Genomic DNA, 26,501 nt, shown 5'->3' on the forward strand with positions numbered 1-26,501 from the left:
TTTGCATAACGTGTTTTTTCGCGCATGACGGAACAGAACGGCCGGTCGCCCGCAGAACAACCGGATCTCTCGGAGGGCCGGGGGGAGGGCGCGCCGGTCCCGGGCAAGCGCGGCGGCGGGCGGCGTTTCGCCAAATGGCTGGGCGGCATCGTTCTTGTGCTGGTGCTGTGCATGGCGCTTGGTGCCGCGACGATCCTGTATGCCCTGAACAGCGAGCGCGGGACGCGTTATGTCTGGCAGGCGGCGACGTCGCTGCTGGGCGGGCGTTTGAGCGGCACGCTCGACGGCGGCGCGATCTCGACCGGCTTGCGGCTTCGCAACGTTCGCTGGAAAGGCACCGACGGTACGGATGTCGCCGTGGACAGCGTCTCCGGCCAATGGGCGCTGACGCGCGCGCCGTTGCGTTTCACCATCGATTATTTGCATGTGGGAACGGTCGACGCCCGGATCGCGCCATCGCCGAAAAGCAGTGGCCCGATCGAGTTGCCGAGGGATCTTCGCCTGCCGATCCAGCTCGTGATCAGCGACGTCACGCTCGACAAACTGCGTCTGCATGACGGCGCCACGACGACAGAATTTTCGCGCCTCGCTCTATCGGGTCACAGCGATGGCCGCCATCACGCGGCCATCGTCCAGCGTCTCGATACCCCGTTTGGCGCCGTCACTGCGGCGTTGAAACTCGATGGCGGCGCACGTCCGTTTCCACTGACGGGAGACGTCGGATATTCGGGCAAGGTGAGCGACGAAACCGTGCAGGTCGCCGCGCGCCTGACGGGATCGCTTGAGAACCTGACGGCGGATATCGATGCAAGCGGCATGAAGCTGAAGGGCAATGCGCATGTGGAGGCCGAGCCGTTTGGCGTGGTGCCGCTCAAGCGTGCGCTCGTCACGGTGGATCATGTGAATCCGCAGGCGTTCAGCGCGAGCGCGCCGTTTGCGGATCTGGCGTTGCGCGCTGAAGTGAAGCCCGATCCGGCTGCGCCCGACGCGCTGGTGGTGACGGGGCCGGTTTCCATTGTGAACGCGAAGCCGGGTTCGGTGGACAAGAAACTGATCCCCTTGATCGACGCCCATGCGAATGTGAAGCTCGACGCTTCCGAGCAAACCATCTCGGGCTTGAACGTGCGGCTCTTGAAGGACGCAACGCTCACGGGTAGCGGAACCCTCAAAGACGGCAAGGGCGAGTTCGACCTGAAAGTGGCGAAGCTCGACCTGAGTCAGATCGAATCGACCATCCGGCCGACGCAATTTGGCGGACCCATCGGCATCAAGCTTGCCGGCGATACGCAGATCATCACGCTCGATCTGAGCGACACCAAGGCGGCTTTGCGTGCACAAGGCAAGATCACGCTCGATGCCAAGCAGACCGCCTTCGATGCCGTGAAGGTAAGCGTGGGGAAGGGGCATATCGAGCTGAGCGGTGCGCTCAAGAAAGACGTGCATTCGAGCTACGACGTGAAGGCGAAGATTGTCGATTTCAATCCGTTGTTGCTGTCCGACCAGTTGCTTGCAACGCCGCCGCCAGCGAAGGGTGCAAAAAAACCTGCCGCCAAGCCACGCACAATAGAAGCGCGTGTCAACGGCACGCTTTCGGCAACCGGCGTGCTCGCGCCAACGCTCACCACCAAAGCGCAATTCAAGCTCGGCGAAAGCGTCTACGACAACCTGCCGCTCACCGGCGCGGGCACGATCCAGGTCGTGGGAACGCGCATCTTGCCGAGCAACGCGACGCTTTCCATCGCGGGAAACAACGTCGATCTGAACGGCAGTTTCGGCGCGCCGAGTGACCGTTTGCGGTTTCGTATCGATGCCCCGCAACTCGAGCGGCTGGGCTTCGGTTTGGCGGGTCTCGTGAAGGCGGACGGCGATCTCACCGGTTCCTTCGCGCATCCGAACGTGGCCGCGAACTACCAGGCCGACAGCGTGGTGTTCGGCGCGAACCGCGTGGGTCACGCAGAAGGACGGGCCGAAGCGCGCGACGGCGCGAACGGCGCGCTGGTCTTTACATTGAAGGCACGCGATGTCAGCACTGACGGCGTCGATCTTTCCAGCCTCGATGCCGACCTGAACGGCACGCGCGCCAATCACACGCTCAGCGCAACCGCCGTCGGCAAGTTGCACGGCAACGCGGTCAACCTGACGCTTGCTGCCAACGGCCGCCTGACCGACGCTCGCGACGGCGCGCATTGGGACGGCACGGTCACGCGTTTATCGAACAAAGGCACGCCGAACCTGACTCTCGACGCACCGCTGACCGTGAGCTACGCCCCGAATCATGTTGTGCTCGGCGCGACGCGGTTGTCGGCGGAAGGCGCCGTGCTCGACCTGAAGTCTTTCGCGTTCGACAGCGGGCGTATCAGTTCCGTTGGGTCGCTGACCAACCTGTCCGTTCTGCGAATGCTGGAGATACGCCAGGAGTTGATGGGCGGTCCGCCGCCCATCAAGACCGATCTCGTCTTCGATGGCGACTGGAACTTCGCGCTCGGCGCCACCGCGACGGGCTACGTGCAAGTGAAGCGGCGCGGCGGGGATGTGTCTATCGATGCCGCCCGTGGCGTCGCCGCGCTCGGCATTACGGACATCGCCGCGCGAGCCGATTTCACCGGTGGCAACCGGCTCAACGCGACGTTGCATGCGCAGGCGTCGCGGATCGGCGTGATCGATGCCAACGTCCACACAACGCTGGTTTCACGCGACGGCACGTTGACCGTGGCCGACGAAGCGCCGGTGAGCGGCGGAATTGAAGCCAACGTGCCTACGCTGCGGACAACGGGCGGATTGATCGGCCCGGCGTATCTGCTCGATGGGCGCCTCGGGCTCAAGCTGACTATCGCGGGGATCGTCGCCAAGCCGACGGTGTCGGGCATGCTGACGGGCGATGGCTTGTCGGTGACGGTCATCGACCAGGGCGTGCAGTTGAAGGACGGCGTGATCCGGATCGCGCTTTCCGAGAACCTCGTCGATCTGCAGCAGGTCGAGTTCCACGGGTCCAGCGGCACGTTGCGCGCGACCGGCAAGGTGCGGCTCGATCAGGATCAGCCGGACCTGACGGCAAGCATCATTGCGGACAAGCTTGAGCTGTTTGCGTCGCCGGACCGGCAACTGCAATTGTCGGGCAGCGCGTCGGTAGCGAATGCGGGGTTGAAGGGCGGCATGAATATCGATGGCAAGTTCACGGTCGATCACGCGCTCTTCGATCTGCCCGAGCAATCGGCGCCTTCGCTTGGTGACGATGTCGTGATCGTGCGTCCGGACGGCACGGTGAAAGGCGAAGACCAGACGGTGGTTGCGACCGGCGACAAACCCGTGGGCCCGTTTGCGCCGCGTGCGAATATCGATATCAATCTTGGGCAGAAATTCCGGTTCCGCGGCGCGGGCGCCGACCTGGGTCTCGCCGGAACCATTACCGCGATGAGCGCCCCGAACATGCCGTTGCGTGCGGTCGGCAACGTCCGGGTGACGCCGGGTTCCACATACACTGCATTCGGCCGGAAACTCGGCATCGAGAACGGATTCTTCACCTTCAATGGCCCGGTCGCGAATCCCGGCATCAATATTCTTGCGATGCGCCGCAATCAGGAAATCGAAGCGGGCGTGCAGGTGACGGGTACGGTCCAGGCGCCCAACGCCAAGCTGATCTCCGAGCCGAACGTGCCGGACAACGAAAAGTTGTCGTGGCTGCTGTTCGGGCATGGCACGGATCAGGGCAACAACGTGGGTCAGCAAAGCGCAATGACAAACGCGCTGGCATTGCTTGGAAGCGCAAGCGGCAAGCGGATCGCGCAGACCTTCGGGCTGGATGAATTTTCCATCGGTACGAGCGAGGTCGGGTTGACCGATCCACAAGTCGTGATGTTGTCGAAGGCGATCAACGAACGGCTCGTGCTGGGTTACGAGCAGGGTCTGCAATCGGCAAGCAACGCCATCAAGATGACGCTGAACCTGTCGCGCTTCTGGTCCGTTTCCGCTTACGGCGGCACGTTCCAGGGTCTCGATCTGCTCTATACGCGACGCTTTGATTCGTGGGCGCGCAGGAACGGGCCGTCGGAAAAATGAAGATGAAAAAAGAGCCGTTCAACTTGCGTTGGAACGGCTCCTGTCTTTGCGCATCCCGGCAATTGACTCAGCTTTACTTCACGCGCATTCCCGGCTTCGCGCCGCTATGCGGTTCGAGGATATACAAGCCCGGTTCAGCCTTTTCGTCGTAGGACGATGCCGCCAGAACCATGCCTTCCGACAAGCCGAACTTCATCTTGCGCGGCGCAAGGTTCGCGACCATCACCGTGAACTTGCCGATCAGATCCTGCGGCTGATACGCCGACTTGATGCCTGAAAACACATTGCGCGTTTTCTCTTCGCCCACGTCCAGCGTCAGTTGCAACAGCTTGTCCGAACCTTCCACCGCCGTGCAATCCACGATCTTCGCGATACGCAGGTCGATTTTCGCGAAGTCATCGATGGAAATCGTGCCTTCTGCTTCCGGCGCTTTCTCCTTTGCGGCTTTCTTCGAAGCCGAGTTCGATGCTGCAGCCGGCGCAGCGACCACCGCAGCTTGCCCCGGCGCAATGGACTCGCGGTTCGCTGCAATCAACGCCTCGATCTGCTTCGGATCGACGCGCGTCATCAGGTGCTTGTACGCGTTGATCGGCTGCGCCGAGCTGAGCGGCGCCGAGACATCCGCCCAAACCAGCGGCTTGATGCCGAGGAACGCTTCCACTGATTCCGCCAGCAACGGCAACACGGGCTTCAACGCCAGCGACAACAGCCTGAACGCTTCCAGGCTGACGCTGCAGGTTTCGTGCAACGCGGCTGCATTCGCCGGGTCCTTCGCCAGATCCCAGGGCTTGGAGGTATCGACGTAAGCGTTGACTGTATCGGCGAGATCCATGGTCGTGCGCAGCGCGCGGCCATATTCGCGCGCCTCGTACAGCGCCGCGATTTGCGGAACCGCCGCCCGCAATTGCAGCAGCAACGAATGGTTCATTGCACTGTCCTGCACACGGCCTTCGAAACGCTTGATCAGGAACCCCGCCGCGCGGCTTGCAATGTTCACGTACTTGCCGACCAGATCGCTGTTCACACGCGCCTGGAAATCATCGAGGTTCAAGTCGATGTCTTCCATTGTGTGGTTCAGCTTCGCGGCGAAGTAATAGCGCAGCCATTCCGGATTGATGCCGGTATCGATCACGCTTTTTGCCGTGATGAACGTGCCGCGCGACTTCGACATCTTCGCGCCATCGACGGTGAGAAAGCCGTGGGCGAACACGTTCGTCGGCGTGCGGTGGCCGGAAAACTGCAGCATGGCCGGCCAGAACAGCGTATGAAAATACAGGATGTCCTTGCCGATAAAGTGATACTGCTCCGTCTTCGATCCCGGCCGGATCCATTCTTCGAAATCGAGTCCGCGAGCGTCCGCCAGATTCTTGAAGCTCGCGTAATAGCCGACGGGCGCGTCTACCCACACATAGAAATATTTGCCCGGCGCGCCCGGAATCTCAAAGCCGAAATACGGTGAATCGCGCGAGATGTCCCAGTCCGCGAGCTTGGCTTCGCCCTTCTCGCCGAGCCATTCGCGCATCTTGTTCGTGGCTTCGGGTTGCGCCAGACCGCTGACCCAGCCGCGCAGAAAGTCTTCGCAACGCGGGTCGGACAGGCGGAAAAAGTAGTGCGTCGAGGTCTTGCGCACCGGCGTCGCGCCCGACACGACCGAATACGGGTTGATCAGGTCGAGCGGCTGGTACGTCGAGCCGCAGACTTCGCAGTTATCGCCGTATTGGTCCTTCGCGCCGCACTTCGGGCATTCGCCTTTGATGAAGCGGTCCGGCAGGAACATTTCCTTGACCGGATCGTAGGCTTGCTCGATATCCCGTGCATCGATCAAACCGGCTTCCTGCAGCGACTTGTAGATGGATTCGCACAGGACGCGGTTTTCCTCGGCGTCGGTGGAGTAGTAGTTGTCGAAGGAAATGCCGAAGCTGTCGAAATCGCGCTTGTGTTCCTTGCCGACGCGCTCGATCAGTTGTTTCGGCGTGATGCCTTCCTGCTCGGCGCGCAGCATGATGGGCGTGCCGTGGGTATCGTCGGCGCCGACGTAGTAGACCTCGTGACCGTGCATTCGCAGCGTCCGGACCCAGATATCCGTCTGGATATATTCAACCATGTGGCCGATGTGAATCTGGCCGTTCGCGTACGGGAGCGCGGACGTGACGAGAACCCGGCGGTGGGCGGACGCGGAAACCGGTGCTGACGATGACGGTGCTGACGATGACATAAGGCGCTTGCCTGCAGTTGAAAATTCGGTGAATGCGTGAAAAAGCGAACCACGATTCTAGCAGGAGGCAGATAGGGCGCTTGCGCCGGGGGAAAGTGGAGGACATGGGGCTCGAAGTCCCCGCCGCCTGCAAATTCCAGGCGAAAAAAAACCGGGGCAAATAGAGCGGCCCCGGAGCAACAACGACAAGAGGAGAATGGCATGTGGCGGCACAACACGGCGCCAGCCACCTACCGTTAATACAGACACGCGGTGTGCGGCCAAGTTTCAACTATTTTTCGATTCCCTCGATATTTTCCAGGAACCGATCAAACCTTGGCCGTACATCAAAACGGTCAATTCCCCTTGTAAATCAATCCGCTTACTGAACCTGTCCCGGCTGAGCCGTGGCGCGCAGATAAATTTCAACGCGACGATTCTGTGCACGGCCGGCTTCGGTGGCATTGTCAGCGATAGGCTGGGTCTGACCCATGCCTGAAGCTGCCAGACGCTGGGCCGCTACGCCATGACCCGCGAGGTACGACGTCACGCTTTGTGCGCGATTTTGCGACAAGGTCTGGTTGTAAGCCGGCTGACCGGTGCTATCCGTGTGGCCAACCACTTGCGCGATCAGTTCCGGGTGTTGCACCAGCGTCTGCGTGACCTGGTCGAGCACCGGCGCGAACGTCGGCTTGATGGCGTAGCTGTTGGTATCGAAGGAAATGGCGTTCGGAATGTTCACCTTCAGCGAGCCGTCCTGCTGCTCGGTCACTTGCGTGCCCGTGCCCTTCGTTGCGCCCGTCAGCTTGCCCTTGATGGCCTGCCAGTTGTAACCGGTGATGCCGCCAGCCGCCGCACCAACGCCCGCGCCGATGGCCGCGCCCTTGCCGCCACCGAAGATTGCGCCAATACCCGCGCCGGTCGCGGCGCCAATGCCGGTGCCGACGGCGGCGTTATTGCCCTGCTGCGAGGCGCAACCGGCGACGAGCGCCCCGGCTACTGCGATTACGGACAGGCGGGTCATCATTTTCGTGTTCATTGTCATTTCTCCAGGATTCAATCAAGGCAATCGCCTCGGCGAACGGAAGAGCACCCCGTGGGGTCTTCCGGCGAGCCGTTGCGCCTGCCACTACAATACGGCCAAGGATTCAACCGCTTAAAACGATGCGTCCCCGGACCATGGCAGCGTGGGATAGTGCAGTGCACGCCTCCGTCACGCAATGTCGTGCAACAATTCCTTTCAAATTTCATACCACGTGCGCGAAAGTGTTCGATCCCTATTCGCAACAAGCGTTCCCATGGAGTCTCGATGAGTCTTGATCGCGCCCGGATCGACGCCGCCCTCGGCGGCCTGATCGATCCCAATACCAGCCGCTCTTTTGCAGACGCGAAAAGCATACGCAATGTGACCATAGATGGCGCCGATGTCAGCGTCAACGTCGTGCTGGGATATCCGGCGAAAAGCCAGTTCAGTGCAATCCGGTCGCTCGTCTCCGAAGCTGTTGCCAGGGTTCCAGGCGTAAATGGCGTGAAAGTGGACGTTTCGTCGCAGGTCGTGGCGCACGCCGTCCAGCGCGGCGTGAAGCTGTTGCCGAACGTCAAGAACATCATCGCCGTGGCGTCGGGCAAGGGCGGGGTCGGCAAAAGCACGACCGCCGTCAACCTTGCGCTGGCGCTGGCTTCGGAAGGCGCGTCGGTGGGCATGCTGGACGCCGATATCTACGGCCCGTCGCTGCCCATGATGCTCGGCATCAGCGGCCGCCCCGAATCGCCCGACAACCAGTCGATGAACCCGCTCATCGGCCATGGGATCCAGGCGAATTCCATCGGCTTTCTGATCGAGCAGGACAACCCGATGGTCTGGCGCGGCCCGATGGTCACGTCCGCGCTCGAACAACTGCTGCGCCAGACCAACTGGAAGGATCTTGATTACCTGGTGGTCGATATGCCGCCGGGCACGGGCGACATCCAGTTGACGCTGTCGCAGAAAGTGCCGGTGACCGGCGCTGTGATCGTGACCACGCCGCAGGACATTGCGCTGCTCGACGCCAAGAAGGGCCTCAAGATGTTCGAGAAGGTCGGCATTCCGATCCTCGGGATCGTCGAGAACATGAGCACGCATATCTGCTCGAATTGCGGCCATGAAGAACACATTTTCGGCGCGGGCGGCGGTGAACGGATGTCGAAGGAATATGGTGTGCCGGTGCTCGGCAGCCTGCCGCTGGATATCGCCATCCGCGAGAAAACCGATGCCGGACAGCCGACCGTGGTGTCGCAACCTGACAGCAAGATCGCCGATGCGTACCGGTCGATCGCGCGCAAGGTCGCGATTTCGATTGCGGAGCGCCAGCGCGACATGACGTCGATGTTCCCGAGCATCGTGGTGCAGAACACCTGAGGACCTGAATCGCTTGCGGGCATGGACTCTGGGCGCCGGGCGTGTCGCGGTATCATGTGGCCTTCGACGGGCGTGATCCAGTGAGCACACGGGGTGGTCGCGGGTCGCCATGAGGATTGCATGAAACGAAGATTCGACGGGCCTGGATCGGTTAGCCGTGTTGCCACGACAAACCCGGCCTTGAGCCTGATTGCACGTTGGAGCACGAGCGCAGCCACAGGGCTGGCGCTCACCGCCGGCACATTGCTGCTCGGCGGCTGCGGCATCTTGTTCCAGAACCATGAGAAACGCGCCGACGCCGTGTTGCAGCCCACGGCGGGCAGCAGCGCGAGCGGGTCGCTCACGTTCATTGAACGGGCGGATGGGGTGCAGGTTTCCTACAACCTGTCAGGCATGGCGCCCAACAGCGAGCACGCGCTGCAGATTCATGAGCGCGGCGACTGCATCGTGTCGAACTCATCCGATGGCGGCCCGGTCTTCTCTCCCGCAGCCGAACGCAGCCACTCATCGAAACCCGAGGGCGACCTGGCGACCATCCGCGCCGACGCAAATGGTTCGGCGACCGGATTCATCGTGGCGCCCGATGTTTCCCTCGACGGCGTGCGCTCCGTCCTGTCGCGCGCGGTCCTGCTGCATCGCGATACATCCGACTCGTATTCGCTCAGCCCGCACGGCGCCGGTCCGGCGCTCGCATGCGGCGTGATTCGTCAATGAAATCAGGCTCCTGAAACGTCAGACCCGGCTTCTTGGCCAGGTCGCGTCGCATGAGCCATCACATCAAGTAAAATACGCGCTTCCCGGCGGGTCCCACTGAGTACCGCATGCATCTGCATGCAATCCAGTCTTCCGGCCACGCCCCGTTTCAAGCACGGCGGCTTTTCTCGAGCCGCTTCTTTCGTTGGGTACGTTCCCTATGAGCATCAAGTCCGACAAGTGGATCCGGCGCATGTCCGAAGAGCACAAGATGATCGAGCCGTTTGTGCGCGATCAGGTGCGTGTGTCCGAAGACGGCCGAAAAATCGTGAGTTACGGCACGTCGAGCTACGGCTACGACATTCGCGTGGCCGACGAATTCAAGATCTTCACGAATATCAATTCCACGATTGTCGACCCGAAGAATTTCGATGAGAAATCGTTCGTCGACTTCAAGGGCGACGTCTGCATCATTCCGCCGAACTCGTTCGCGCTTGCGCGTACCATCGAATATTTTCGCATTCCGCGTTCTTGCCTGACCGTGTGCCTGGGCAAGTCCACCTACGCACGCTGCGGGATCATTGTGAACGTGACGCCGTTCGAACCCGAATGGGAAGGCTACGTGACGCTCGAATTCTCGAATACGACACCCTTGCCTGCCAAAATCTACGCGAACGAAGGCGTGGCGCAGGTCCTGTTCTTTGAAAGCGACGAAATCTGCGAGACTTCCTACGCTGACCGCGGTGGCAAGTATCAAGGGCAAAGCGGCGTGACGCTGCCGAAAACCTGACGTTTCTGTCACAGGTTTTGCTGTGTAGAAACGTCATTGCAACGCTTTTTGAAAGACCGCTGGACTCGAGCATGCACAACTCGGTCAGCGGTCGTTCCATTTGGAGATTCGCCTCATGAAGTTTCGTTTTCCCGTCGTCATCATCGACGAAGATTTTCGTTCCGAGAACATTTCGGGTTCCGGTATTCGTGCGCTCGCCGAGGCGATCGAGCGCGAAGGCGTCGAGGTGCTCGGGCTGACGAGTTACGGCGATCTGACGTCGTTCGCGCAGCAGTCGAGCCGCGCGTCGTGTTTCATCTTGTCGATCGATGACGACGAGTTGCTGCCGTATGCGGACAGCAACGTGGTGCTGGCCGAGGGCGATGCGCCGGAACTGGCCTCCGCGATCGTCGCGTTGCGCGCCTTTGTGCAGGCCGTGCGCCGGCGCAATGCGGACATCCCGATTTTCCTGTACGGCGAAACGCGCACTTCACGGCATCTGCCTAACGATATCCTGCGCGAACTGCATGGCTTCATTCACATGTTCGAGGACACGCCGGAGTTCGTTGCGCGCCACATCATCCGCGAGGCGAAGGTTTATCTCGATGCGCTCGCACCGCCGTTCTTCAAGGAACTCGTGCAATACGCCGAAGAGGGTTCGTACTCGTGGCACTGCCCGGGCCACTCGGGCGGCGTTGCATTCCTGAAGAATCCGCTTGGCCAGATGTTCCACCAGTTCTTCGGCGAGAACATGTTGCGGGCGGACGTCTGCAATGCCGTCGATGAACTCGGTCAACTGCTCGATCACACGGGACCGATTGCGGCATCGGAAAGAAACGCGGCGCGCATTTTCAGCGCGGATCATCTGTTCTTCGTGACGAACGGCACGTCGACATCGAACAAGATTGTCTGGCACGCGACGGTTGCGCCCGGCGACATCGTGCTGGTCGACCGTAATTGCCACAAGTCGATCCTGCACGCCATCACCATGACCGGCGCGATTCCGGTCTTCCTGACGCCCACGCGCAATCACTTTGGCCTGATCGGGCCGATTCCGCGCGACGAGTTCAAGCCGGAAAACATCCGCAAGAAGATCGAAGCGAATCCGTTCGCGCGCGAGGCGCTTGCAAAAAACCCGAAGGTGAAGCCGCGTATCCTGACGATCACGCAAAGCACGTACGACGGCATTGTCTATAACGTCGAGATGATCAAGGATTTGCTCGGCGACATGCTCGATACGCTTCACTTCGACGAAGCGTGGCTGCCGCACGCCGAGTTTCACGAGTTCTATCAGGACATGCATGCCATTGGCGCCGGCCGTCCGCGTACGGGCGCGCTCGTGTTCGCCACGCACTCCACGCACAAGCTGCTGGCGGGGATCTCGCAGGCATCGCAGATCGTGGTGCAGGATTCCGAAAACAGCACGTTCGACAAACACCGCTTCAACGAAGCGTACTTGATGCACACGTCGACCAGCCCGCAGTACGCGATCATCGCATCCTGCGACGTGGCCGCGGCCATGATGGAACCGCCGGGCGGCACGGCGCTGGTGGAAGAATCGATCGCGGAAGCGCTCGATTTCCGCCGCGCAATGCGCAAGGTCGACGACGAATACGGCGACGAGTGGTTCTTCAAGGTGTGGGGACCGGAAGCGCTCGCCGAAGAGGGTATCGGAAGCCGTGAAGAATGGGTATTGAAGCCGAACGATCACTGGCATGGTTTCGGCGCGCTTGCCGAAGGCTTCAACATGCTCGATCCGATCAAGGCGACCATCATCACGCCGGGACTCGATGTGGACGGCGAGTTCGGCGAGTCGGGCATTCCGGCTGCGATCGTGACGAAGTATCTGGCGGAGCACGGGATCATCGTGGAGAAGACCGGGTTGTATTCGTTCTTCATCATGTTCACGATCGGCATTACGAAGGGCCGCTGGAATTCGATGGTCACTGAACTGCAACAGTTCAAGGACGACTACGATAACAACCAGCCGCTGTGGCGCGTGCTGCCGGACTTTATCGCGCAGCATCCTTCGTATGAGCGCATGGGTTTGCGGGATCTTTGCGAGCAGATCCACAGTGTTTATCGTGCGAACGATATCGCGCGGCTGACTACCGAGATGTATCTGTCGAGCATGGAACCGGCCATGAAGCCGTCCGAAGCGTATGCGAAGCTGGTGCACCGGGAGATCGACCGGGTGCCTATCGATGAACTCGAAGGGCGCGTGACGACCATCCTGTTGACGCCGTATCCACCGGGCATTCCGTTGCTGATTCCGGGCGAGCGCTTCAACAAGACGATCGTGGATTACCTGCGCTTTGCGCGCGAGTTCAACGAGCGTTTCCCGGGCTTCCATACGGATATCCACGGGTTGGTCGGTGAGATGATCAACGGGCGGATCGAGTATTTCGTCGATTGCGTCGCGCTCGAGCGTTAAGTCGAAGATGTAGCTTGCAATGAAGAAGGCCCGCATGAGTGATGCGGGCCTTCTTCCATTTACGTCACGATGAACCTGCGCTCCGTCACGCCCGGCTCCGGCAAGCCTTTCGGTGGCCGCTTGAAGTCGGGATCGGCGGTCATGTCATGGAGCATGGTTTCGAGCGCATCGCAGAGCGCGCTCAGCGCAAGATCGTTTTCCTCCAGGCCGAACGGGTCTTCGATCTGCGCCGCAATCGCCTCCAGCGACATGAACGCATACGCCACCAGCAGCGCGAACAGAGGCGTCAACACGCCCGCACCATCGACCAGGCCGAACGGCAGCAGCACACAAAAAATATAGACGGTCCGATGGATCATCACCGAATACGAGAAGGGCAAAGGTGTGGATGCAAGCCGCTCGCAGCCGCCGATCACGCCCGACAACTCGTTGAGGTTCTGTTCGAACGCGAGGGTGCCGTAGCCATCGAGCGCGCCTTCGTGTGAGCGTGCAGCGGACCATTCGCCGAGCCAGCGCAGGATCAATGTCGATCGATTCTGCGCTTTGACGGCGCGCTGATATAGCGCAGGCGTCAGGCGGGTGGCGAGATCCGGAAGCGGATCGGTGCGGCGCATTTCATGTCGCAATGCGTGACCGAGCGCCCCGATTGCCGCGATGAACTCATGCCTGTCTGTGGGCTCGACGCCGCGCGGCAAAGTCAGCGACTGACGCGCGAGGGATCGGCCGTGAATGGACAATGCTCCCCAGAGTTTGCGGCCTTCCCACCAGCGCTCATAACTCGCGCTATTGCGAAAGCCGAGAAATACCGCGAGCGCAATGCCCACCAGCGCGAACGGCGGCGTGCCAAGCCCGACCGGGTAGGTGCGCATATGGTCGTGCATCACGATCGCCGCGACGGACAGCACGAAGATCAGCGCAAGCCGCGGCAGGAGTTGCGGCAGCACGGACCCGCGCCAGACGAACAACATGCGGAACCAGTTGAGTTTGGGGCGGATGATCATGGGCGGGTCGGACGCAAAGTGTGGAGAGCCTGCTTGCTACGGCCCGGCGAGACTGTAGCCAAATCGGCTACGAACGTAGCCGATTTGGCTACGTTCAGCGTCGACGACTATTTCACCCCAACGCCACCCGAGCCGCCTTCGCCGCAGCCCGAACCTGTTCCGGCGCCGTCCCGCCGGCGTGATTGCGACTCGCCACCGATCCTTCCAGCGTCAGATATTCGAACACATCTTCACCGATCAAATGCGCGACGTTCGGCAACTCCGAGCGCATTTCATCGAGCGTGAGGTCGGCCAGATCACAGCCGCGATCCACGCAGATGCGCACGGCGAGCGCCACGGCTTCGTGTGCATCGCGAAAGGGCAGACCGCGCTTCACCAGGTAGTCCGCCAGATCCGTCGCCGTCGAAAATCCTTGCAGCGCCGCGGCGCGCATCGCGTCCGGCTTGACCGTGATACCCGAGGCCATCTCAGCGAAGATGCGCAGGGTGTCCGAAACGGTATCGACGGTATCGAACAGCGGTTCCTTGTCTTCCTGATTGTCCTTGTTGTAGGCGAGCGGCTGGCCCTTCATCAGCGTCAGCAACGACACCAGATTGCCGTTCACGCGTCCCGTCTTGCCGCGCGCCAGTTCGGGTACGTCGGGGTTTTTCTTCTGCGGCATGATCGACGAACCGGTGCAAAAGCGATCCGCCAGATCGATGAACCCGACCCGTGGGCTCATCCACAGCACGAGTTCTTCGGAGAAGCGCGACACGTGCGTCATGATCAGCGCAGCAGCCGCCGTGAATTCGATGGCGAAATCGCGATCGGAAACGGCATCGAGCGAATTGGCGCAGATGCCTTCGAAGCCGAGGGTCTTCGCAACGGCGTTGCGATCGATCGGATAGCTCGTTCCTGCCAGCGCCGCAGCGCCGAGCGGCAAGCGGTTCACGCGCTTGCGGCAATCGATCATGCGTTCGCTGTCACGCGTGAACATCTCCACATAGGCGAGCAAGTGATGCCCGAACGTCACCGGCTGCGCGACCTGCAAATGCGTGAAGCCCGGCATGATGGTTTCGGCGTTTTGCTCGGCGATATCGATCAGCGCCCGGCGCAGCTCGATCAGCAACGCGCCGATCCGGTCGATCTCGCCACGCAGCCAGAGACGGATATCGGTGGCGACCTGGTCGTTGCGCGAACGGCCAGTGTGCAGGCGTTTGCCGGCATCGCCGATAAGCGCCGTCAAGCGCGCCTCGATATTCAGATGCACGTCTTCAAGGTCGAGTTTCCACTCGAATTCGCCGCGCTCGATCTCATCCTGGATCTGCGTCATGCCTTTCTGGATGGCCTGGAAATCCGCATCGCCGATGATCTTCTGCGCGGCCAGCATGGCGGCGTGCGCAAGCGAGCCCTGGATATCGACGAGTGCGAGACGCTTGTCGAAGAACACCGATGACGTATAGCGCTTCACCAGATCGGACATTGGTTCGTTGAAGCGAGCCGACCAGGCTTCGCCTTTCTTGTGCAGTTGGGACGTCATAGTGATGTTCTTAAGAGGACAAAAACGCGGAATTGCCGATTTTACAGGCAATGACAAACCTGCAGCCATTTGCAAAGCCGTGAAAAGAAAAAGGGACGCCTCTCGACGCCCCTTTCGGATCAACTCATGGAAACTGCTTCAACCCTGTCAGGCTGCCGGAATGACCTTACCCGTATAAACCACCGGCCCGGTCGGACCATTCGGATTCGGCGATCCGCCAACCGGTTCGACGGAAACCGCCAGCACCGGATACGCGCTCACAGAAGCGGCCTTGAACTTTGCGGTTCCGCCGACCGGCAGCACGCCGAGCGATACCGGATGTCCTGCCTTCGGCAAACCCCAGAGCTGCATGGATTTATCGGAGGGATCGGACGATCCGCTCAGGCGCCGCACCGTCACTTCCGACGTCCGGTCATCCCACGTCACGAGCATGCGGGCGTTGGACTTTTCGTCGGCGAGTGTCGCCACATAGCCGATGCGCGGTTCCTGCGCCACTTGCGGAGCAGGCACAGGCGCGGGCACCGGAGCAACGGTTGACAACTCGCGGATCGACACGACCAGCGCGATCGCGGCAATTGCGGTCGCTGCGATCGACCATCCGCGCCAGAACGACAGGTTCTCGAACCAGCCGGGCTTCGGACGCGCAACCGGCGTTGGCGGAACCGGACGCGCCGCAGTCGCATCGCGACGGGCATTCACGAGATTCAGCCGGCGTTCGATAGCCGTCCAGATTTCGGGCGGTGCCGCGACGCCCGGTCCGAGTTCGGTCATGGCCGCGAGGCGCAGGCGCCAGGTCTCGACCGCGAGCCGGATGGCTGGATCGTGCTGGGAAATACTCTCGAAGCGTCTTCGCGACCCGCCGCGCAGCACCCCGAGTGTGTACTCGGCGGCAAGCTGATCGACCAGCCCCGCGTATCGATGCAGATCCATCACAGCCCTCCCAGGCACGTCTTTAGTTTTTCCAAGCCGCGACGAATCCACGACTTCACTGTGCCGAGCGGTACTTTAAGAACGTCGGCCACTTCGCTATGGCTCTGGTCACGCAGATATGCAAGCGCCACTGCCTGACGCTGATTGGCTTCGAGCCTGTCCATGCAGATGGCGAGTTGCCGTGCTTCCTGGCTCATCAGCATCTGGTCGGAGGGATCTGCCTCGTTTGCAGGCAAGGTATCGTCCAACGCATCGCTCCATTCGGTTTCGGCGCTCGCCCCGTTGGCTTTCTGCCGCCGCAAATAATCGAGAGCCCGGTTGCGGACGATCGCCGCCATCCAGGTCATGGGCGCGGACAGGCCTGCTTTGTAGTCGCCCGCGTATCGCCAGATATTGACGAACGCGTCCTGCAAAACTTCTTCGGCCCACTCACGCTTCACCAATATACGAAGCGCGAGGCCAAACAGTTTCGACGAAGTTAAATCATAGAGCGCGCGCAACGCGGCGGCGTCTTCGCTGGCAACACGGTCGAGCAGTTGCACGAGGGTGTCGGGGGTCGGGTCGTGAGAAAGGATTGTCGTCATGGGACCGGTCGGGTGGGCGGCGCGATCGATATTACCGAAATAATCGCTTCGAACCGCATTGGTTTTTTTGCATCCGGATGAATCCGTTTCACTTTTCCAAACGTAATTACGGATACGAGCCCGTTTTGGCATGCGCGAAAACACCGCATGACCGGCGCAGCTCACCATGTGTCCCCGTTCTCCTCCGGCCCTGCCGGGGAGAAGCGGCTTTGCCCGGTCCCAATAGGCCGGGCATTTTTTTGTGCATTGTGTAGTGCTCTTCGTGCTGTGAAAGCCGCCGGGCATTCCTCTGCTCAAACTCCCACCAGCATCACAAGTTTCAAATCTTCCCGGTGCGCCGGCTTGAACGTAATCTGGTCGTACACGAGCCGGCCGCGCGTGGGGTGATTGAACTCCCGCGTGCCGCCTTCACGTTCGCCCACGTCTTGCGACGCCCAGAAGCGCGCGAATGCATCGCTGGCGCTGCTGAGCGAATCGATCAGCGCTCGCGTCGGGGCATCGTTCAGGTGACGGATCGAATCAGCCCGGAATTCGGCTACCAGACGGCGCGCCCGTGTCTCCCAATCGACGATGAGACTCTGTGCTCCGGCCCCGGTAAACGTGAACGAGAGCAGATTCCGATCCCGCTCGCCATCCAGCCAGCCAACAAACAACGCGGCCGCCTGTGCGTTCCATCGCAACGCGTTCCATTGCCGGTCGAGCACGTAGGCGGGGGCATCGATCAATTCCACGGATTTCAGCAGCGACGCCGGCGCATCTTGCGCCGCCGGATCGGGCTCGGCTGGATCGCGCTGGGCGGCGAGTTCAAAGAGGTATGCGCGCTCGGCCCGCGAGAGCTGCAATGCGACCGCGATGCGCGCGAGGGCATCGGCGGAAGCGGAAACCGGCCGGCCTTGCTCGATCCACGTGTACCAGGTCGGGCTGACGCCGCACAACTGAGCAACTTCCTCACGACGCAAACCCGGCGTGCGGCGGCGCGGACCGGGTGGCAGGCCGACGGCCATCGGCGAAAGCCGCTCGCGATGCGCGCGGATGAACTCGCCGAGCGCGCGCGCGGGCGTGGCATCGAGCGGTGGCGCGACGCTGGGTGCGTTAGAAGAAGAGGGCGACGACGGAGTCATGAATGGGCGTTGAGATGAATTCGATACGCGGTCGGGTACTTTAGATACCAGAATAACTGCACAACTTGTACCGGTACAAGGTGGCGCTTATTGTAGCGTTGCTGTCGCTGGGAAAATACTGACAAAAACCTGGAGCTACCCATGAAACACCACGAACAGGTCGCCGATGCATTCGGCTCGACCGCCGCCGCCTATCTCACGAGTGCCGTGCATGCAACCGGCGCCGATCTGCAGGAACTGGCGCGCGAAGTTGCCGCGGTTCCGGATGCGGCCGTGCTCGACCTGGGTTGCGGGGCGGGTCACGTGAGTTTTTCGGTCGCGCCGCACGCCAAGAGCGTGGTGGCGTACGACATCGCGGAACAGATGCTGGCGACGGTCGCCGGGGCGGCGCAGGAACGCGGGCTTGAGAACATCACGACGCAGCAAGGTCCCGCCGAACGTCTGCCTTTCGCCGATGCCACCTTCGACCGCGTGCTGAGCCGCATGAGCGCTCACCACTGGCACGATGTGCCGGCGGCGCTGAAGGAAGTCCGGCGCGTGCTGAAGCCGGGCGGGCGCGTGGTGTTCGTGGATATCGCGGGCGCGGACCATCCGTTGCTCGATACCCATATCCAGGCCGTCGAAGTGCTGCGCGATGGCTCGCATATCCGGGATTATCGTGGGGACGAGTGGCTGGCCTTGTTCGAACAGGCGGGCTTCAAGGCCGGGATTCGCAGCCGATGGCGCTTGCCGCTTCAATTCGATACGTGGGTCGCGAGAATGCGTACGCCGCCGGAACGCGTGACGGCGATTCGCTCGCTGTGGAAGAACGCGCCCGACGAAGTGCGCCAGTATTTCGCGGTTCAGGACGATGGTTCGTTTGAACTGGATGCGTTGATGGTCGAGGCGGAATAACGGGAAAGCCGGCAGATACTTCGCCGGCTTTACTCAACGCAACTGCGAAAGATCAACCCGTATTACGCAACCCCGCCGCAATCCCGTTGATGGTCAAGTGAATCCCGCGTCCCAGCCGCACGTTGTCATCCCCCGCGCGGTGCCGTTTCAGCAACTCCACCTGCAAGTGATTCAGCGGGTCCAGATACGGGAAGCGGTTCTTGATCGACCGCGCGAGCAGCGGGTTGTTCGCGAGCCGCTCGCTGTGCCCCGTGATCTCCGACAACACGCTCGACGTCCGCTCCCATTCCGCCACGATCCGGCTGAACACGTGCTTGCGGAGTTTTTTATCGGTGACGAGTTGCGCGTAACGCGATGCCACCGCAATGTCCGTCTTCGCCAGGACCATGTCCATGTTCGAGAGCAGGTTCGCGAAGAACGGCCAGGTCTTGTGCATCTTCTTGAGCGTGGCGAGCCGCCTCGCGCGCTCGGCGGCGTCGGACGCGGTATCGAGGAAATTCGTGACCGCGCTGCCGAAGCCATACCATCCCGTCAGAAGCAGACGGCATTGGCCCCACGAAAAGCCCCACGGAATCGCCCGCAGATCCTCGATCTTGCGTTGCTTCGGATCCTGCAATTTTCGCGATGCCGGCCGGCTGCCGATGTTCAGCTCCGCGATCTCCGAAATCGGCGTCGATTCGAAGAAATACTCCTTGAATCCGGGCGTTTCATAAACCAGCGCACGATACGCGGCCATCGCCGAATCCGACAGCGTCTGCATGGTTGCTTCGAACGCGGGCAACTGCGCCGGCGTATTTTCGTGCGGCAAGAGCGAAGCTTCGAGCGTCGCCGCCACCACGAGCTCGAGATTGCGCCGCCCGATCTCTGGATTGCCGAATTTGCTCGCGATCACTTCGCCTTGCTCGGTCGTGCGGATCTGGCCATCTACCGTCCCTGGCGGCTGTGACAGGATTGCCTGATACGTCGGACCGCCTCCGCGACCGACCGTGCCCCCACGGCCGTGAAAAAGGCGCAAGGTGGTCTTGTGCTGCTTGAACAACGCGACCAGCGCCAGTTCCGCGCGATACAACTCCCAGTTCGACGTAAGAAAACCGCCGTCCTTGTTGCTGTCGGAGTAACCCAGCATGACTTCCTGCTCGCCGCCTTGCAGCTCGACCAGCTTGTTCACGCCCGGCAGCGCGAAGAAGTCGCCCATGATGTGCGGCGCGTTGCGCAAGTCGGCGATGGTTTCGAACAGCGGAATCACCATGAGGCCATCGTGCGCGGGATCTTTCGCGTGTCCGAGACGCCCCTGCAGCAGGCCGGTTTCCTTTTGCAGCAGCATCACTTCAAGCAAGTCGCTGACCGTTTCTGTATGCGAAATGATGTAGTTGCGCACGGCCCGCGTACCGAATTTCTCACGCGTCACGCGCGCCGCTTCGAGCACGCCGAGTTCGCTCTTAGCGAGATCCGAGTAATCGAAATACGGCAGGCGCAGCGGCCGCGGCTGGGCCAGTTCGTTGAGCAGCAACGCGACTTTATCGGCTTCGGGCAGCGCGGCGTAATCGTCCTGCACGCCTGCGTGCGCCAGCAACTCCGCGATCACCGCTTCGTGAATGTCCGAGCTCTGACGCAAATCGATACTCGCCAGATGGAAGCCGAACACTTCGGCCGCGCGCGCCAAAGGCGACAAGCGCGGCGCCGAAAGATACTCGCCGTGATGCGCGGCGAGCGATTCGATCAGCACGTTCAGATCGGCGGCAAACTCAGTTGCCGATGCATACGGCTTCGCCGGATGACGGCTGCGCGCTGCGACCACGCCCGCGCCCAGACGTTCGTCGGCGGACGCGACGAGCCTTGCGTACACGCCGATCAGCGCGCGCCGATAAGGCTCATCGGTACGATGCGGCGACGCATCCGGGGAGTTATCGGCGAGTTTCTTGAGTTCGGCGCTTGCGCCGGCCAGCAAGTTCGACACCGATAGTTCCGCGCCGAGCTTATGCACCTGCTCCAGGTAATGTTCGAAAATCACCGTGGCCTGGCGCGTGATGGCGTGAACCAGCGTGGGCGCGGTGACGTTCGGATTGCCGTCGCGATCTCCGCCAATCCAGCTTCCCATTTGCAGGAACGGGGGCAGGCGCGCGGGCAGTCCGTGCTCGGCGAGCGCGGCTTCTATATCAGCGTAAAGCGCAGGAATTTCTTCGAGGAACGTTGCACGATAATACGAAAGCGCATTTTCGATTTCATCGGCGACGGTCAGGCGCGCTTCGCGCAACATCCGCGTTTGCCAGAGCGACGTGACGCGGGCGCGCAGCATCGACTCGTTGTGCGCGCGTTCGCGTGTCGTCAGGTCCTGATCGCGTTCGGCCAGCAGCCGCGCAACTTCGTGCTGTGCATCCAGAATGCTCTTGCGCGAGACTTCCGTGGGGTGCGCGGTCAGTACGGGCACGATCAGGGCGGCATCGAAGAACTTCTGGAGCGTCGCCTGCGCCGATGAAGCATCGGGACTCGCTTTCAGCCGCTCGATTGCATAAGCCATCGTGCCGGCCTGCGGCGTCGAGCCGGCGAGCGCATGAATCCTGCGGCGCCGGTTGTGATGCCGGTCCTCGGCGATATTCGCCAGATGCGAGAAATAGCTGAACGCGCGCACGACGCTCACAGTCTGCTCGGGCGAAAGCGATTTCAGGCGCTTGTCCAGCGCCTGCGATGCCTCGCTGTCTTCCTCACGGCGAAACTTGACCGCGGTCTGACGAATCGTTTCGACGACATCGAAGACCTTGTCGCCTTCCTGTTCGCGCACGACGTCGCCGAGCAGGCGGCCGAGATAGCGGATGTCCTCGAAGAGGGGAAGGTCCTTGTCGTCGCGTGTACGCGATGCGGCTTTGGGCGGCTTACTGGCAGCCTTCGCAGCGGGCTCTTTCACAGCAGGCTTCTTGACGGCGGTGGCGCGCGCCTTGGAGGCTTTGGCGGCAACCGTTACATCGGCCGCGATGGCCTTGACGGACGAACCTTCATTCTTCGATACCGCGTTGCGGCGGGGGCGGGCATTGCGCGCCGATCCGGGAGACGTCACGTTGAATTCCTCTTGCTTGTCGTTCAGTTAGCCAACTTTAAAGCCACAGACTCGATATGGAAGCGTGCAGGCGCCGTGCATGAAACGGCGTCCGCTTGCCCGCCAAGCTGCTTACAGTGTTACTGGCGTTGCGGCTGAAACTCGGGAAATCCAAGGCGACCAGGCACGGCAGCGCGAGAGAATGCGTGCCTCAACCATGACGCGTGCCGCATGTTGCGGCTTTTGTGCCCTGCTGTCTCCGTCCTGCCGCAGCGCGCCAGGCCCGTTTCCGCGGCGCTTCGGCGCGGTCAGGACTGTAATTGGGCTTGGGCGTGCGTGCTACCATTGTTTGTTATCCATCCCGTCATTCGATTGACCCGCAATGAACTCCGAGACGCCTTCCACGCCACCGCCCCGTACTTTGGTCATTGCCTCGCGGGAGAGCCGTCTTGCCATGTGGCAGGCTGAGCACGTGCAGTTTGCGCTGCACAAATTATATCCATCTTGCGACGTCAAAATCCTCGGAATGACGACGCGCGGCGATCAGATTCTTGACCGGACCTTATCGAAGGTCGGCGGCAAGGGACTCTTCGTGAAGGAACTCGAAGCAGCGCTCGCCGACGGCCGTGCCGACCTGGCCGTGCATTCGCTGAAAGACGTGCCCATGGAACTGCCCGACGGCTTTACCCTGAGCACGATCCTCGAACGCGAAGATCCCCGCGATGCCTTCGTTTCGCCGCACTTTGCGTCGCTGGCGGATTTGCCTCACGGCAGCGTCGTCGGGACGTCGAGTTTGCGACGCGAAGCCATGTTGCGCATGCATTTTCCTCATCTCGAAGTCCGCCCGTTGCGCGGCAATCTCGATACCCGTCTGGGCAAGCTCGACCGGGGCGACTACTCGGGAATCATCCTCGCGGCCGCCGGGCTGATCCGGCTGGGGCTGGAATCGCGGATTCGCGCGTATCTCTCGCCGGAGGAAAGTTTGCCGGCGGCGGGGCAAGGGGCGCTCGGCATCGAGATCCGTGCCGGCCGTGACGATCTCGCCGCGTGGCTTGCCCCTCTGCATCACGATGCCACTGCTGCAGCAGTGGAAGCCGAGCGCATGGTGTCGCGCTCGCTTGGCGGCAGTTGCGAAGTGCCGCTCGCGGCGTACGCGCAATGGCACGACGGCGCGCTGCATTTGCGCGGATGTGTATCGACGGTCGATGGTACGCGCGTCCTTCGTGCCGAAGGCTCGGCGAATGCCACCGGTGTCGAAGCCGCGCTCGATCTCGGCGCGCGCGTTTCCGCCGAGCTCGAAGCGCAGGGCGCGATGGACATCGTCCGCGAGTTGAGCACGGCAAGCGGTGCGCGCATTCCTCCTGCTGCAACGCCTGCCGACTGATGGCGAACGCTCACGATTCGACCCATACTCCGGCCGAAGCCACACCCCGGCCATCCACGGTTGTCATCACGCGTCCGTCCGGCCAGTCGGCCGAACTCATGGCGCTGCTCGAACGCGCGGGTTTCGAGCCGTTGGAGTTTCCACTCATCGATATAGGCCCCGTCGCCGATACCGCACCGCTGCAGGCCGCGCTCGGCGAGCTTTATGCGCCCGCTGAACTTGGCTTTGCGCTGGTCGTCTTCGTGTCGCCGAACGCCGTCCAGCACGCGTTCGCCGGGCTCAGTGCGCCGTGGCCGGCGCATGTTGCGATTGGCGTGGTCGGTCCCGGCAGCGTGGCAGCTTTGGCGCGCCAGGGCATCGCACCACCGGCTTATACGGTGATCAGTCCCGGCGCCGATGCCACGATCACCGAGACGCCCACCGATCCCCGCTACGATTCCGAAGCACTGCACGCAGCAATCGTGGCGCATTTCGGCGCGGATGGCCTCAGGGACAAACGTGTGTTGATCGTGCGTGGCGATGGCGGCCGTGAATGGCTTGCCGACACGCTCGCCGAGGCCGGCGCGAAGGTGGAGAAGGTCGCGGCCTACACGCGCATCGTGCCGGAGCCGTCCATGCGCGACTGGGAGCGCATCCACGAACTGCTGGCGGGCGAACCGCACGCGTGGCTCCTCACCAGTTCGGAGGGCGTGCGCAACCTCGAAGAGCTGGCCCGCGAATATCTGACCGTCGATGAAACCCTGACGCTCAAGCACGTACCGCTCGTCACGCCGCATCCGCGTATTGCCGAAGCCGCGCGGCAGGCGGGTTTTGATAGGATTACGGTGTCCGGCGCCGGCGACGAACGCATTGTTCAGGCGTTCAGCACGCTCTTCGGCACTGCTTCACTATCGGACGGGAAAGCGGACCCGAAAGCGGAGGCGAAACCGGACGCGCAGGTTGCAGAGGCACAAGAATATGGATACACGGTCCCGGCGGCAACGCCGCCCGGCCAGTCCAGTCAAAAAACCAACCAGGAGTCCGCGCCGACGGATTCCAGGCCGGCGTCCGCGCCGGCTCACCAACCGGCTCAATCACGCATGACTGATTCGATCGATTCAAGCAAGACCGCTTCCAAGTCCGACGCAAAATCCGATGCCAGGTCCACGGCGTCGGCTCCGCCTTCGAATCCGCCCAATACGCCGTTCACGCCGTACGAATCGCAGCCGAAAGAGCGGCGTGGCGGCGCGGGCACGGCGCTGCTGTGGCTGGTGCTCGTGATCATCGTGATCGTGGCGGGCGTGGGCGGCTTCATGCTCAACCGCAAATTCGATCAACGCGACGCGCAACTCGCGCAACGTCTGCAGGCAAGCGACGCGCAAACCGCGGCGTTGCGCGCGCAAGCCGACCAGGCGGCGAGTTCGGTCACGGCCATCAACACGCAGATCATCCAGTTCCAGGGCAAGCTCACGGACGCACAGGCGCAAAGCCAGGCACTGCAACAGCAGTATCAGGATCTGGCGAGCAATCGCGACGACTGGACGCTGGCCGAAGTCGAGCAGATCCTGTCGAGCGCAAGCCAGCAACTGCAGCTCACAGGCAACGTCCAGCTCGCGCTCTTCGCGCTGCAAAGCGCCGACACGCGTCTCGCCGCCACGACCGGCCCGCAGATCGTGACCATCCGCAAGGCCATCGCGCAGGACATGGACAAGCTGCACGCCACGCCATCGACGGATTTGACGGGCCTGGCCATCAAGCTCGACACCGCCATCGACCAGATCGATCGCCTGCCGCTCGCCGGCGAAGCGCCGATCGTGCCGTCGACCGCACATGCCGATGCACCCGGCGACAGCGCCGCAATCGCCGCCGCGACGAACCAGCCGCGCTGGAAGGTCTGGCTGCAGCAGATCGCGGGCGGCATCGGGCAGCAGTTGTCGAGCCTCGTGTCGGTACGCCGTATCGATAACGCCGACGCCATGCTCGCTTCCCCCGATCAAGGCTACTTCGTGCGCGAGAACGTGAAACTGCGCTTGTTGTCGGCGCGGTTGTCGCTGTTGTCGCGCAGTGAACCGGCACTCAGGTCGGATCTCAACGCCGCGGATACGGCGCTCGGCCGCTACTTCGATCCGTCGTCGGGCAAGGTCAAGTCGGTGCGAGATCTCGTCAAGCAGGTCAATGACGCATCGACCGCCGTCGCCGTGCCCGACCTGAACGCGAGTCTTGCGGCGGTCCACCAGTTCAAGCGAGGCGGGTGATGACGATGCGTGGACTCATCTGGTTTGTGCTCCTGTTCGCGGCGGCGGCGGCGCTCGCGCTCGTTGGCGTGTTCGACGGCGGCCAAGTGCTGCTCGTAATCCCGCCGTATCGCGTGGACGTGTCGCTGAACCTGTTCGTGGTGGCGCTGGTGGTGTCGTTCATCGTGCTGTACGCGGTCCTGCGCGCCATCCGCAGCGTGTGGAAGATGCCGCAGCGCGTGTCGGCGTACCGGACGCGCTCGCGGCTGGCGAAGGCGAACGCGGCGTTGCGCGATGCCATCGGCCACTTGTATGCCGGGCGGTTCTCGAAGGCGGAAAAATCGGCGCGCGATTCTCTCATCGTCGATGAAAACGCCGGTGCCGCCGGCCTGATCGGTGCAAAAGCGGCACACGAGATGCACGAGTACGCGCGCCGCGACGAGTGGCTCGCCAAGGTGGCGGACAGCGACTGGCAGGACGCCCGTCTGATGGCGACCGCCGACATGCGTGCCGATGGCCGCGATGCCGACGGCGCACTCGTCGCGTTGACCGAAATGCAGGCCCAGGGCGGCCGCCGCTTGCACGCGCAGCAGATCGCGTTGCGTGCGCAGCAGCAGTTGAAGAACTGGGGCGAAGTGCTGAAGCTCGTCAAGACGCTCGAAAAACGCGAGGCGCTGCATCCTGCGGTCGCGGTGCGTCTGCGGCAGGTTGCGGCTGAAAACCTGCTGCGCGATCGCCGGCACAATCCCGATGCGCTGCTCGAATTCTGGCAGTCGTTGTCGCCGGTGGAGCGACAGTCGCCGCGTCTGGCCGATCTCGCCGCCGAGTTGTTGATCGCGCTGGATCGCCGCAACGACGCGCGCAGGATCGTCGAGGAAGCGCTGAACCACAATTGGGATGCGCGTTTGCTTCGCCGATATCCGGATTGCGCGTCGCCAGGCGATGCCTTGCCGCTGATCCAGCGTGCCGAAGCCTGGCAGAAGGAGCGCACGGAAGACGCCGATTTGCTGTTCACGCTCGGCCGTCTGTGTCTGCATCAGCAGTTGTGGGGCAAGGCGCAGGCGTTCCTGGAATCGGCTTTGAAACTCGCCGATAACGAACCGCTCAAGATCCGCACCCATCGGGCCCTGGCGCGTCTGCACGAACAACTCGGCGACAGCGACAAGGCGAGCCAGCATTATCGTGAGAGTGCGCTGGCGATGAACGTGGTCTGAGGTTTTGTTGGCTGCTATAAAAACCGCGAGCTTCCTTTTGTACGAGGGCTCGCGGTTTTTTTATCG

Annotated in this window: 17 protein-coding genes; 9 read left to right on the forward strand and 8 right to left on the reverse strand. The window is 62.0% G+C overall.

Features of this window, described 5'->3' with window-relative positions:
• Positions 1-24: 24 nt before the first annotated feature.
• Positions 25-4,056: a translocation/assembly module TamB domain-containing protein gene (locus AXG89_RS09860; RefSeq protein ID WP_062169492.1), complete on the forward strand. Its 4,032-nt coding sequence runs from the start codon at positions 25-27 to the stop codon at positions 4,054-4,056.
• 73 nt (positions 4,057-4,129) lie between these two features.
• On the opposite strand, the gene metG is transcribed toward AXG89_RS09860, so the two are convergent.
• Together metG and AXG89_RS09870 are read right to left on the reverse strand one after the other, a co-directional pair.
• A complete protein-coding gene (metG, locus tag AXG89_RS09865) occupies positions 4,130-6,271 on the reverse strand; it encodes a methionine--tRNA ligase (RefSeq protein WP_062169494.1) in 2,142 nt (713 codons plus the stop codon).
• A gap of 361 nt (positions 6,272-6,632) precedes the next feature.
• Positions 6,633-7,289 carry an OmpA family protein gene (locus AXG89_RS09870; protein WP_062000740.1) on the reverse strand — a complete coding sequence of 219 codons (657 nt, stop codon included), beginning with the start codon at positions 7,287-7,289 and terminating at the stop codon, positions 6,633-6,635.
• A gap of 270 nt (positions 7,290-7,559) precedes the next feature.
• Between AXG89_RS09870 and apbC the strand changes: the two genes are divergently transcribed.
• From apbC to AXG89_RS09890, 4 genes are all read left to right on the forward strand, one after another.
• Positions 7,560-8,648, forward strand: coding sequence for an iron-sulfur cluster carrier protein ApbC (gene apbC / locus AXG89_RS09875; RefSeq protein WP_062169496.1), 1,089 nt, complete (start codon positions 7,560-7,562; stop codon positions 8,646-8,648).
• Between the two features lie 120 nt (positions 8,649-8,768).
• A complete protein-coding gene (locus AXG89_RS09880) occupies positions 8,769-9,362 on the forward strand; it encodes a superoxide dismutase family protein (protein WP_082771384.1) in 594 nt (197 codons plus the stop codon).
• A 199-nt stretch (positions 9,363-9,561) separates the two neighbouring features.
• On the forward strand, positions 9,562-10,131 hold the full coding sequence (dcd, locus tag AXG89_RS09885; protein WP_061998787.1) for a dCTP deaminase: 570 nt from the start codon (positions 9,562-9,564) through the stop codon (positions 10,129-10,131).
• A gap of 115 nt (positions 10,132-10,246) precedes the next feature.
• Positions 10,247-12,544, forward strand: coding sequence for an arginine/lysine/ornithine decarboxylase (locus AXG89_RS09890; protein ID WP_061998788.1), 2,298 nt, complete (start codon positions 10,247-10,249; stop codon positions 12,542-12,544).
• Positions 12,545-12,603: 59 nt separating this feature from the next.
• On the opposite strand, the gene AXG89_RS09895 is transcribed toward AXG89_RS09890, so the two are convergent.
• The 5 genes from AXG89_RS09895 to AXG89_RS09915 all read right to left on the reverse strand — a co-directional run bounded on the left by AXG89_RS09895 (position 12,604) and on the right by AXG89_RS09915 (position 17,699).
• A complete protein-coding gene (locus AXG89_RS09895; RefSeq protein ID WP_062169498.1) occupies positions 12,604-13,545 on the reverse strand; it encodes a bestrophin family protein in 942 nt (313 codons plus the stop codon).
• A 112-nt stretch (positions 13,546-13,657) separates the two neighbouring features.
• Positions 13,658-15,064, reverse strand: coding sequence for an argininosuccinate lyase (argH, locus tag AXG89_RS09900; protein WP_062169500.1), 1,407 nt, complete (start codon positions 15,062-15,064; stop codon positions 13,658-13,660).
• A gap of 147 nt (positions 15,065-15,211) precedes the next feature.
• Positions 15,212-15,994: an anti-sigma factor gene (locus AXG89_RS09905; RefSeq protein WP_061998791.1), complete on the reverse strand. Its 783-nt coding sequence runs from the start codon at positions 15,992-15,994 to the stop codon at positions 15,212-15,214.
• The gene (locus tag AXG89_RS09910) at positions 15,994-16,578 is read right to left on the reverse strand and encodes a sigma-70 family RNA polymerase sigma factor (protein WP_056351862.1); all 585 of its coding nucleotides are present in this window, start codon (positions 16,576-16,578) and stop codon (positions 15,994-15,996) included. The genes AXG89_RS09905 and AXG89_RS09910 overlap by 1 nt, the downstream gene beginning before the upstream one ends.
• A gap of 293 nt (positions 16,579-16,871) precedes the next feature.
• On the reverse strand, positions 16,872-17,699 hold the full coding sequence (locus AXG89_RS09915; protein WP_062169502.1) for a helix-turn-helix transcriptional regulator: 828 nt from the start codon (positions 17,697-17,699) through the stop codon (positions 16,872-16,874).
• Between the two features lie 141 nt (positions 17,700-17,840).
• Between AXG89_RS09915 and AXG89_RS09920 the strand changes: the two genes are divergently transcribed.
• Complete coding sequence (locus AXG89_RS09920) at positions 17,841-18,593, forward strand: class I SAM-dependent methyltransferase (RefSeq protein WP_062169504.1); 753 nt, start codon at positions 17,841-17,843, stop codon at positions 18,591-18,593.
• Between the two features lie 52 nt (positions 18,594-18,645).
• On the opposite strand, the gene ppc is transcribed toward AXG89_RS09920, so the two are convergent.
• Positions 18,646-21,645, reverse strand: coding sequence for a phosphoenolpyruvate carboxylase (gene ppc / locus AXG89_RS09925; RefSeq protein ID WP_062169506.1), 3,000 nt, complete (start codon positions 21,643-21,645; stop codon positions 18,646-18,648).
• Between the two features lie 361 nt (positions 21,646-22,006).
• On the opposite strand from ppc, the gene hemC reads away from it, so the two are divergent.
• Genes hemC through AXG89_RS09940 form a run of 3 tightly spaced genes read left to right on the forward strand, consistent with a single transcriptional unit; the run spans position 22,007 to position 26,435 of the window.
• The gene (gene hemC / locus AXG89_RS09930; protein ID WP_062169508.1) at positions 22,007-23,008 is read left to right on the forward strand and encodes a hydroxymethylbilane synthase; all 1,002 of its coding nucleotides are present in this window, start codon (positions 22,007-22,009) and stop codon (positions 23,006-23,008) included.
• On the forward strand, positions 23,008-25,242 hold the full coding sequence (hemDX, locus tag AXG89_RS09935) for a fused uroporphyrinogen-III synthase HemD/membrane protein HemX (RefSeq protein WP_062169510.1): 2,235 nt from the start codon (positions 23,008-23,010) through the stop codon (positions 25,240-25,242). Before hemC ends, hemDX begins: the two co-directional genes overlap by 1 nt.
• Positions 25,242-26,435, forward strand: a complete 1,194-nt coding sequence (locus tag AXG89_RS09940; RefSeq protein ID WP_061998796.1) for a heme biosynthesis protein HemY — start codon at positions 25,242-25,244, stop codon at positions 26,433-26,435. Before hemDX ends, AXG89_RS09940 begins: the two co-directional genes overlap by 1 nt.
• Positions 26,436-26,501: the final 66 nt, after the last annotated feature.

Origin of the sequence: Burkholderia sp. PAMC 26561 (assembly GCF_001557535.2) — a bacterium.
Classification (GTDB): domain Bacteria; phylum Pseudomonadota; class Gammaproteobacteria; order Burkholderiales; family Burkholderiaceae; genus Caballeronia.